Origin of the sequence: Salinivibrio sp. PR919 (assembly GCF_001995355.1) — a bacterium.
In the GTDB taxonomy this organism is placed as follows: Bacteria; Pseudomonadota; Gammaproteobacteria; order Enterobacterales; family Vibrionaceae; genus Salinivibrio; species Salinivibrio proteolyticus.
The window spans coordinates 1-10,851 of sequence record NZ_MUFL01000095.1; the positions used below are offsets into that span (position 1 = coordinate 1).

The 10,851-nt window shown below is 44.7% G+C and carries 8 protein-coding genes and 1 pseudogene; 3 read left to right on the top strand and 6 right to left on the bottom strand.

The window, feature by feature from the left end:
- Positions 1–856: pseudogene (locus tag BZG83_RS14430) on the bottom strand (ISL3 family transposase); the annotation flags it as partial.
- 121 nt (positions 857–977) lie between these two features.
- Here BZG83_RS14430 and istA point away from each other — a divergent pair.
- Together istA and istB are read left to right on the top strand one after the other, a co-directional pair.
- A complete protein-coding gene (gene istA / locus BZG83_RS14435) occupies positions 978–1,997 on the top strand; it encodes an IS21 family transposase (RefSeq protein WP_077481558.1) in 1,020 nt (339 codons plus the stop codon).
- Positions 1,994–2,788: an IS21-like element helper ATPase IstB gene (gene istB / locus BZG83_RS14440; RefSeq protein WP_077481560.1), complete on the top strand. Its 795-nt coding sequence runs from the start codon at positions 1,994–1,996 to the stop codon at positions 2,786–2,788. Before istA ends, istB begins: the two co-directional genes overlap by 4 nt.
- A 348-nt stretch (positions 2,789–3,136) precedes the next feature.
- On the opposite strand, the gene BZG83_RS14445 is transcribed toward istB, so the two are convergent.
- The 4 genes from BZG83_RS14445 to BZG83_RS14460 are packed head-to-tail and all read right to left on the bottom strand — an operon-like array spanning position 3,137 to position 8,637.
- The gene (locus BZG83_RS14445) at positions 3,137–4,018 is read right to left on the bottom strand and encodes a DUF7281 domain-containing protein (RefSeq protein WP_077481562.1); all 882 of its coding nucleotides are present in this window, start codon (positions 4,016–4,018) and stop codon (positions 3,137–3,139) included.
- The gene (locus BZG83_RS14450) at positions 4,015–6,807 is read right to left on the bottom strand and encodes a hypothetical protein (RefSeq protein ID WP_077481564.1); all 2,793 of its coding nucleotides are present in this window, start codon (positions 6,805–6,807) and stop codon (positions 4,015–4,017) included. The genes BZG83_RS14445 and BZG83_RS14450 overlap by 4 nt, the downstream gene beginning before the upstream one ends.
- Complete coding sequence (locus BZG83_RS14455; RefSeq protein ID WP_077481566.1) at positions 6,807–7,370, bottom strand: condensin complex protein MksE; 564 nt, start codon at positions 7,368–7,370, stop codon at positions 6,807–6,809. Before BZG83_RS14455 ends, BZG83_RS14450 begins: the two co-directional genes overlap by 1 nt.
- The gene (locus tag BZG83_RS14460) at positions 7,360–8,637 is read right to left on the bottom strand and encodes a hypothetical protein (protein ID WP_077481568.1); all 1,278 of its coding nucleotides are present in this window, start codon (positions 8,635–8,637) and stop codon (positions 7,360–7,362) included. Before BZG83_RS14460 ends, BZG83_RS14455 begins: the two co-directional genes overlap by 11 nt.
- Before the next feature lie 147 nt (positions 8,638–8,784).
- Between BZG83_RS14460 and BZG83_RS14465 the strand changes: the two genes are divergently transcribed.
- The gene (locus tag BZG83_RS14465; protein ID WP_077481570.1) at positions 8,785–9,645 is read left to right on the top strand and encodes a helix-turn-helix transcriptional regulator; all 861 of its coding nucleotides are present in this window, start codon (positions 8,785–8,787) and stop codon (positions 9,643–9,645) included.
- A gap of 55 nt (positions 9,646–9,700) precedes the next feature.
- Here BZG83_RS14465 and BZG83_RS14470 read toward each other — a convergent pair whose 3' ends face one another.
- Positions 9,701–10,741, bottom strand: a complete 1,041-nt coding sequence (locus BZG83_RS14470) for an NAD-dependent epimerase/dehydratase family protein (protein WP_077481572.1) — start codon at positions 10,739–10,741, stop codon at positions 9,701–9,703.
- Positions 10,742–10,851: the final 110 nt, after the last annotated feature.

Below are 10,851 nucleotides of genomic sequence, written 5' to 3' on the forward strand. Positions count from 1 at the left end.
GGATACCACTTTCATTCACCTGCTGCCACCATACTTCCCACAGCCCGTTAGCTTGCTCCTCTGAATCACAATACCAAAGCTCCTTGAGTTGAGATCCAAGCAGGTGAGTTATCATGAGATCTCTGTTAATCGATAGTATTTCGTCAAGATAACTTTGCTGCTTTATGCTCAAGTTCTCTCGGTTCTTCAAAAGAACCCATCGGGAGCGCTTTATCCAACGACGTGCTTTTTTGTCAGTTTTCAGTTGGTTGGCTTGGTCTACACGAACTCTGTCCATGACCTCTCGACCGAACTTAGCCACGACATGAAACAAGTCATAGACGATACGAGCATTTGGACAATGTGCCTGCACCTCAAGGTCAAAAGCTGTGTTCATATCCATCGCCACAACTTCAATGTTGGCAGCATGCTCGCCAAGCTCTTCGAAAAATGGGCGAATGTCCTTTCGACTTCGGCCTATGCCAATCCAAAGCACTTGGTGTGTTTGGGCATCAGCGATGACAGTCGCATATCTGTGTCCCTTGAAGATGGCGAACTCGTCCATAACAAGCTGACGTATACTACCCCAAGGCACCGTTGGCACAAATCGCTTAAGACGTTGTTTATCAATTTCTTTAATCGTATGCCAATGCACTCCGGTTAGCTCGGAGATATGCTTGATGGGTAACAGCGGGAGCAGTTTCTCGATATAACCTTTTAAGCGATTTGTGATTCGTGAATATGGAGCAACCCAAGATATTGCTTCTGTTTTGACTCCACAGTCAGGGCAGTTTACCCGTCGAGTTTGTACCGAAAGCTCAACAGGAATATCGAACATCATTGCTTCTTTTAGCACTCGCCACTGGTAGTCATGAATAGAATCAGATGGTCGACCACATGGTGTCAGCGCCGATGTAAAAATGACCCACTAACGTCGATTTAAAATTGACCCACCTGAGCCAAACTATCCGTTCGTTATATGGACAAAGCGGCGGATTATGATCAATCAGGAGCAACTCGTGGAAATACACGTTTTACATCAGCAAGGGCGCAGTATCCGCCGCATTGCAAAAGACTTGGGTATCTCAAGGAATACGGTTCGCAATTACCTTCGAGATAAAAGCAAAGCGCCAGTTTATCCCGAGCGTCAGCCCCGACCAACTAAGCTTCAGCCGTACCATGACTACTTGTATACGCGGATTGAAGCCGCAAAGCCTTATTGGATACCAGCAACCGTCTTATTACGTGAGTTAAAATTACTGGGTTATGAAGGCGGTATAACGATGCTCAAGGAGTACATCAAACAGTACAAACCAAGTACACCTACCGACCCTGTCGTTCGATTCGAGACATTGCCAGGTGAGCAGATGCAAGTGGACTTTACGACCATCACCCATTACGGCGTCCGTGTTAAAGCCTTCTTGGCAACGCTTGGCTATAGCAGAGCGACCTTCGTCCGCTTTAGTGAACGAGAGCGTCAAGAAGACTGGATACAAGGTCTTGAAGAAGCGTTTGAATACTTCGGCGGCGTCCCTAAAGAAGTGCTGTTCGATAATGCGAAAGCCATCATGATAGAGCGTGATGCCTACGGTGAAGGTGAACATCGGTGGAATCCAGCGCTGCTCGCGACGGCCAAGAGATACAACTTTAAACCAAGAGTCTGTCGTCCATATCGTGCGAAAACCAAAGGAAAAGTGGAGCGATTTAACGCTTACTTGAAAAGTAGCTTCGTCACGCCACTCGCAGCGACATTCAAGCAGCATGGTCTTAAAATCACAGCAGATGCTCTCAATGGGCACGTCGGCGCATGGCTAGATACCGTCGCTCACCAACGAACGCATGGTACGACAGGCCAAAAGCCTCAAGCTCTGTTAGACGAAGAGCGCTTTACCCTTCAGCCATTGCCCTCAATGACAGTCCCAGCCCCAGCGCCAACCATTAACGACAGTGTGACGCCACTTGAAAGCTTCCAGCACCCTCTCTCGACGTATGATGCATTGCTGGAGGTACGTGCATGAACCTTCAAATGAGTCGCATCGAAGCGGCCTGTACGGCGCTGAAATTACATGCTATCGGTCAAGAATGGTCGAGACTGGCAGACGTCGCCGTCAGCCGAGAGCTGACGCTTGCTGATTACTTGGAGTCACTGTTGAACGCAGAACTGGAAGCCAGAGCCGAGCGCACAAGAGCCACACTGACTAAGTTCGCCAGCTTCCCAATGGAAAAAACGTTCGATGACTATGACTTCAAGTTCGCCACTGGTGCACCAAGAAAACAGCTTCATGAGCTAACAGGCTTAGCGTTCATTGAGCGAAAGGAAAACATCGTATTACTCGGGCCAAGTGGCGTCGGTAAGAGCCACCTTGCGGTGAGTCTTGGTCAACTTGCCGTGCAAAAAGGTCTTAAAACGCGGTTTATCACCGCAGCAGACTTGATGCTTCAACTGTCTACAGCAAAAGCTCAAGATAAACTTGAAAGCTACTTGAGACGCAGTGTGCTCGCCCCCAAACTCCTTATCGTTGATGAAATCGGCTATCTACCGTTCGGCAGAGAAGAGGCCAACTTGTTCTTCAACGTCATCGCGAAACGTTATGAGCAAGGCAGTATTATCGTGACCAGTAACTTGCCGTTCTCTCAATGGTCAAAGGCGTTCGCCGACGATACAACGTTGACGGCGGCACTACTCGATAGACTTCTTCATCACTCGCACATCGTACAAATCAGCGGTGAAAGCTACCGATTACGAGGAAAGAAGGTGGCAGGAACCGTACCATCGGCTTTGGACAGTTTATCTGAAAGCAAAAATTAATTACGTGGGTGGGTTAGTTTTACTTCGGCGATAACGTCGCTAAGTGGGTCAATTTTAAACTGGCGTTGACACTGGTAGCTCATGGTAATCACGTTTTGATTTTGGCGATGAGAAGCGTACCACTATCAGCAGTTGACTTCCTCTCGCCAGTTTAACCATGAGTGTTGCACTTATTATCTGAATTCAGGYTTCTCAAGTAATTCAGGATCTAGTTTTGAGTCTTTCATTCAGTTTGCTATCTCTACAATTTGTAACTTTTGTATAGTAGTTCATGAAGCGACTCTTGAATAGGATGGCGTTCTAAAACAAACGTCTTTCACTCATTAGTCCCCTACTCAATTCACTAGCCTATTTCTTACTAAGCCAAATGGACTCTTGCTCAAGTGCTAACCCGTTCGTTTGCATCTCTAGAACTAGCGCTTGTAGATCAGAGGATTGAACCAACAAATTACTATTACTCTCAAGAAATGAGTTGAATTCGCGTGCAGTATCATTCCAAAGCTGGTTTTGCCCGTATCGTTTCAGAAGCTCCTTCCAATTCGGCATCATCCAAAACTCTGCTCTTTCTTCTAGCTTCTCTTTCAGACGCCGGAAGTTATTTAGCCCGACTCCATCATAATCGGCAAAAAAATAGACCATCGTTGCCCTTTCAGGCACCGATAGCCAATCAATGAGTTTGTTGTGTAGCTGCCCTCGGTACCAAATAACGGTAGTGGGTTCGTTATTGGGTAGCCAATCTAGACGGTCAAACAATGCTTGGTTTTCCACCAGCCAAATAGAATGATGAGTGTTAAGATCCCTATTTCTTTCTCCGCCCACTTCAAGGGAAAAAACGCCAAACTCTTCTGTCGCTACATTTAAGTGCTCAGTTGGCCCTCCGAAAGACTCCCATAGCGGATTCGCAACCGCTTTAGCCAGTACGTAGGTCACATCGTGACCTACTCTTCCTTGTTTGCTGCTGCGTGTGGAGGCTATGTTTACGGCTCTTTGCGGGGCTGATGGAGACACGTTTTGATTGGGCGCCAACTGCTCCAGTGTGACTTTAACGACATTCATATCTAGAATGCCGTAGACAACGCCACGGCCTTTAGGAGTAACTTGTACACTCTGAGTTTTGCGGCTGAACTCATCAAGCTGCTTCTTCTGAGATGATGTCAATGTGCTTCCGGCAATGGAATCAGGGTGCATCTCGATTAGTCGCGTTAGTGCCTTAACCAATACCTGGCTCATAGTGATGGTTCCACTTGTGGTTGCGACAGTTCTTGGCTATCAATTGGTTCGAAAATCTGCCAGCTATTACGGCTAATGTGATTCTTTCCATTCGCTTGGTGGATAGGCACACAATAACGAGCGGTGGTTAACGGTGCTGGTGAAGCAAAAATCAATGCAAAACCGAATTGGTCAGCAACCTCTATCAAGTTAGCTTGGTTTTTGGTATCCAGGGCCAACGCCTCATCCAAATAACATACCGCTTTCATTTGATGACGTTTATCTTGCATTAGATGGAGCATCGCAAGACCTGTCACAAGCTTAGCCATCAATACGGTCCCGTTTGAAGCGGCACTATCAATATCTTCGAATGACTCTTGCTGTTGCCCTTGCTTAGCAACGACAAACTCAAGTCTGAACAAATCTGCAACTCTTAGACCTTGGCGAGCATTGCCCTCTTCGATCAGCAAGCTCTTCGCTCGATCTAACTCAGCATCATCAAGAATACTGCCTTGATCAAACAGCTCAAAACTCTGACCACTTTCAGTTTGCTCCGCTTGCTGTATCAGTACATTCATTGCATCGACAAGTTGATTCTCCTCAACGGGTTCAATTTTGAATGTTTTGAGATCCGATAACTGCCTGTGACTGATTAGCCGATTGAATTCCTTCATCTTGCTTTGTAGTGCGTAAAGCCCACTTCGCAACTCTCTTAAACTCGCCGTTACATTCACAACCGCTGAGCGAGCGCGTCTCTCCAGCGCTTTCTTCTCACTATCTAAACAATGACTGAATTTAATAATCCCTTTTATTTCCTCATCTTGAGTTTGGGCCATCTGAAACTTGGTAAGCCCCTTCTGAGCTAAGTCATTTCTTATTTGGCGCAAGTCTTTGGACAGTTTATCGAGGTCTTTACAATCCTCGATAAACTGTTGGAGGCGAACAGGTAGATACTCAAGAGACCACTCATCCATCACTATCCATGGGGTATGCGGTTGATCCGAAAGCATGCTAAACAGCGATTGATCATCAATTCTTTGGTTTTTGAGCTTTTCAACACTTTCACTATCCGTTTTAAGCTGAGTTAGCTTACCTGCAATTTCATTGATTTTTGACGTTATCGTTTTGTGCCTTTGTTCTTCATTATCTAGCTCAGCAGTAATGGTTTTTAGCTCTTGCTCAAGCTTCTCTTTTTGCTCAGATCGCTGAGCCTGACTTTTTGTTAACTGTTGAAGCTTTTGGTAATCCTCAAGATCCTGTTCACACTGCCTTACTGCACGGTTTAATTCGTTCTTTTTGTTTTCAGCAATCTCACTTTCTTTGCTTGCTTCAAGCAAATCTTTAAGGTTCTCGATCTGCTCATTAACACTACGTATTTCTTCAATAAGCTCTTGCTCTGTTTTTTGAACATGCTGAGGAATCAGCTCCTCAAGTGAAAGTTTTAAACCTGAAAGCGAAAGTTGCTCAGAAGATTCACTATTGAGCATGTTTCGCAACTGATTGATGTCAAACGAATACTGTGAAGGTGGCAGTTGCATCACTTGTTGGCTAAGTACTTTGTTCAGCTTTTCTRATTCATCTACATTGAGCACTTTAGAAAGATGAAGATATAAATTGTCACCCAAAGTTTGATGTTGAGCTTGCAATCTTTGCAGCTGATCTTGTTTTTCTTTCAACTGCTTGCCRATCGCAGCAGAAGAGGACCGCTGTGATTGAACACACAAGGCAGCCTGAGCATCATATTTTTGCTCTGCTGTTTTCAACTGACTCTCTAAAAACGATTGATCCGGGATCAAGGTAAACCGCTCTTCCAACTCTTGTCGCTGCTTCTCTATACGGTTTAACTCTTCCAGTTTATTGGTTAAGTCTGTACGCTCTCCAGCACGGGCAATATCTTGGCTTCGGAGATCACGTTGTGTTTGTTCAAGCTTAGTTTGTTGCGTTGATAGATTATCAGTCAGCGTTTGAACATGACTATGCCAATCCTGCAGCAATTCATTAACCTTCGGCTGGCATGCGGCGATCTTTCCTCGTAACGACAAGGTACGCTCAAACTTTTGTTCGAGCTCTTGAATCGTTTCCAGATTATTAACGGCTGCTAGGTACTGTTCACGTTCTAGATTGATATCTTGAAATGCTTTCTCCCACTCTTGCTTAAAATCGATACTGGCGTTGGGTAGCTCTCGGCTAAATATCTTCAACAAATAGTCTTTTACATCACTGGAGTTGAGCTTATCGAGCCTGAGCGTTTTGGTGAGGACTTGCTGGAACGAACGAGCGTCACTTACATGTTCAAGTTTAAACACCGTAAAATCGATGTCGCTATTCTTCTTACTTTTTGCACCACCATAAATCGAGTATCTGAACTCTTTATCATTGAATTTATAGACTCGATGCTTCTTCGTTGCTAAGTGGTTAACTAACTTTGGTTGGGCAACGATATTGCCATCATCCATTCGGAAATCATCTAGGTTTAATTCACCTTTGTAAGCGAAGTATTCGTAGTCATAACCTACCCCTTTACCAACACATCCAAACACCACGGTGCCGGTTTGTGGCAGGATAACTTCTAGCAAGATGTAAGCACTGTTATTTGGGAAGTAAAAACGGCGAGCCTTCTCCAGTGTATGAGAGCCAAAATCCATCCTTCTTTGGTCGATAATGAGCAGAAACTGGAGTGCGTTAATTAAGCTTGTTTTGCCATGGTTATTTGGCGCAATTAGTGACACAGAGTCATCAAGAGGAAGTTCTGCTCGCTGGTACCCAGCACTGCCAATTAACGCTAAACGTTGAAAGCCGTAACTTAACATTATTCATCTTCCTCACAAGCGGACACATCATTTTTGGGTGTTTGTTCAGTGATAGCTTCGAAATGGTCTAGGTATCGGTATACCGGAGGCAGCAAACGCCAGTGATTATTCTCTTGAGCGGCAAAGCCTTTTCGCACTGCGTTATCGAGTATCTTTGCTAGTGCATCTTGGTCGATTTCTTCTGCATCCAAAAGCTCTTGATGCTTTTCGCAAACCTCATCTAGCAAGGCATTATCAATCGTCCATTGGTAAAACTGACCGAGGGAGCGGCCGCTATCAGCTTGATGGTCAAATATCACCATCAGCAATAGTGCTAACTGGCGTGATTGTTTATTGATGTTCTGGTTACCATCTTCATCATGGAACCAAGCAAAACCCCGTCCATCAATGCGCAAGTCAAAACCCAAGTTAGCAAATAGGTACTGGTACTGCTCTGCTTGCTGTTCTAGCTCATGCCATAAAGTCGCATCTGTCGAGCGATTTAGGTGCCGGCCAGAATTAAAAAAGGTAAATAGCTCAGTCAGATGAGCCAGCTCATTTAAATCGATTTTGCTAGTTTGCATTATCAACATCCTTTGCATTTGTTGAGCCAGTCAACATCTTTATTTCGTGAGGGTGGTAGGTTACGGTTACTGTGTTCAGCGCTGTAGTACTTGAGCTCGCCCCTAATGTGCTTTGCCACTGAGGGTCGCGAACAAGCTCGTGATAGAGCCGCAACAGCTCGGCATCTGGTAGGTGCTGATAGTTTCCTCTGAGCCACGTCATTAGATTCGCGAGCGGTAGCGAGTCAGCAAGTTGTTCCCTCAAAAGCTCTTTATCAACCCAGTTGTTCATTGGACTGGTTGGCGCTTCCTCTGCATCCGGGAACGGTATAGAACTAGGTTCAAAGTCCAAGAATTCTGCCATCAACTCACGTACTTCATTACCCAATTGAATTTTAGTCACGCGGCTACTTTTCCACATAGGCAAACCTTCGGCATTTAGTCCTCGCGCTAAACCCTTTTTACGAACTTGGCTTAGCTGCTTGCTAATCACCGCTGAAAGTTGATTGTGCTGCCTGACTTCCTCTCTTAATGGCAACAAAGTATCAGCACATTGCTGAGCAATGACTCGCCCTTGGTATCGAAGATCTTTGACTTGATAAGCTATCTGGCGCATTGCCAGCCTTTGTTGATACAAAGATCCACGTATGGAAAGTATGTCAACGGCAGTATCGAGTGCTTCTTCCGCCTTTTCTAATAAGGGATAGAAACTGCCTCCAAGACCGCTATCCATCATTTCGTTCATGGGTTCTACGTATTGGTCATACACTTCCAACACTTCACGGTAACGACGTTCAATTGGGACAGTGGTGTCCGCAGACTTCGCCAATTCTGCTATTTCAAATATTGCTTGTTTGTCTTGCGTTAACTGTTGGGTAATTTTTCTAACCAGTTCCGACAGCCTGTTCGCGCCAGTACGAAGTRAATCGTTGTCCGCCATATCAAGCCCTTCTAACACTTGGCTGGTGGCGTCTTTAATCGCATCAACTCGAGCTTTAAGTACCGCTGATAGACCTAACTCATGCTCCTGAGTTAAGCCTCTGACAAAGTCCACAACTAGCGTGTTTAGCTGATAGTCGCTGCTGCGATTGATAGGCTGCAATATGTCTGCATTAACAAGGCTGGTGAGCACAGTATTACTTTCCGCATTTTTACTTTTGTACTGATTGATCACCTGTTCAAGTACTCTCAGCTCAAACGCTGGAAACTCTCTCGAAAGCCGAGTTAACTGCTCAACCACCTCCCAATGTTGGTGTAGCTGAAAGGTGAGACTTTTCGGTGCAACCATTTACAATTCCCTTATTTTTAAAGTTCAAACTCCAGCAAGCTTCGCTATGAATTGACTCCAAAACACTCAATACATACTATGTCGCCATCAAAGACAGGTAAATACTGATTACATACACACGTCGCATAAATAGACAGGAGTTAGATGATGAGCAAATGGCCAATACGCTGGGATCTACTATTCCGTTACAGAATGATAGAAATCATCGCGCTGTGGGAAGGACGGTTAACGACCAATCACCTGATTAAGAGCTTTGGTATTGGCAGACAGCAAGCATCGAAAGACATCAACACCTATCTAGCCGATATCGCGCCAGGAAACCTTGTTTATGATAAACAGCTAAAAGGCTACAAGCCCAGTGATAGCTATAGTCCACAAGTAACAAAAGGTCATGCTGATGAATATTTGCACATTCTTTCAAGAAGTGAAGATATGACCATCACATTTAAAGAACTCGATATGGGGTTTGAGAGTGTCTCGATGATTCGCCCTACAACTCGTAATATATCACCACAAGTCTTACGTCCTTTAATTCAAGCTATTAGTGAGAAGAAACGTGTCGACATAAGCTACACATCACTAAAAGACGGCATTGAAGTCGAGCGGATTATCTCTCCTCATACCCTCGTTTGCACCCCTCTACGCTGGCATGTTCGTGCCTATTGTGAGCATGCGAAAGGTTATCGTGATTTTGTGCTCAGCCGCATAAGAGGTATTCCATGCCTTGAGGCTAAAAATGTAATGGGGAAGTCCAACGATGACCGATGGAATACTCCCCTCGCTATTGAGTTGATGCCGGACCCGAGACTGACAGAAGCTCAGGCCGCTGTCGTTGCCCATGACTACGGTATGGAAAATAGCACACTCACAATTCCAACTAATGCTGCGTTGGTTCGCTACGTTCTCGATACCTACAATATCGATATTAGTGTGCTAGATTCGAACCCTAAAGGTCAGCAGATTATTGTGGGGAACTTTGAGGAGCTAAAGCCGTATTTGATTTTTTAGGTGCGCGTGAATACTTTAGAAAGCATACAACGCACCTGTGTAGTTCAGCATAGAACTAAATCGACTTAGCTGCACTCTTGACTTGCTGCTGAGAAATTCGCCGGTAATCACTATACCATTCTACAAAAGCTGCGACGCCTTCATGGAATGGCACTTGTGGCGTAAAACCAATCTCATCAAAAAGCTCTTTTACATCAGAGTAAGTAGTATACACTTCCCCTACCTGCATTGGCTTCAATTGCCTTATCGACGGCACTCCCAGTTGATATTCTAACAAATCAATCATTTTTGTGAGTTTGACGGGAGTCCCGCTACCGACATTAAAAATCTGATATGGCGCTGAGCTTTGTGCAATGGTTTCATTAGCTTTTAGCCACTCTTGGTTCTTCTTTGGAATTCTCCTTGTTACTCGAACTACTGCTTCTACAACGTCATCGATGTAAGTAAAGTCCCGATATAGTTCGCCGTTATTGAAAACATCGACTGGCCTTTTTTCAATCATTGCCTCTGTAAACTTATAGAATGCCATATCCGGCCGACTCCAAGGACCGTAAACGCTGAAAAAACGTAGTCCTGTCGTTGGTAACCCATACATCTGAGAGTAGCTATGAGCCATTAACTCATTTGCCTTTTTAGTTGCAGCATAAAGAGAAACTGGGTGATCCACATTGTCATTCGCTGAAAATGGAATTTTATCGTTCAGCCCATACACTGAGCTCGATGACGCGTACACCAGGTGTTTAATGTTAAAGGCTCGACACGCCTCTAGGACTGAAAGAAAACCCATGAGGTTGCTCTCTCCATAGACCATAGGCTCTTCCGAGGAATAACGGACGCCAGCCTGCCCTGCTAAGTGAATCACACAATCAAATTGCTCTTCATTGAACAGACGATTCAATTCGTCTGAGTTTTCGACACTCATACAGTGAAATCTGAACCTTACATCTCCAACCCATTGCAACCTAGTTTTTTTAAGGTTCACATCATAATAGTCATTGAGGTTATCAACGCCGACTACATCGTATCTATCAGCACAAAGCCTGCGACAAATATGGCTACCGATAAAACCGGCAGCACCCGTTACAAGTGTTTTCATAGCCTTCCTGTGCTTGAGAAAAACAAATCAAGAGTACAAATGTTGATCAAATACTCATAAATGTCAGTTAGTTACATCATATACTCATCAATTTACTTATTATAATCAAG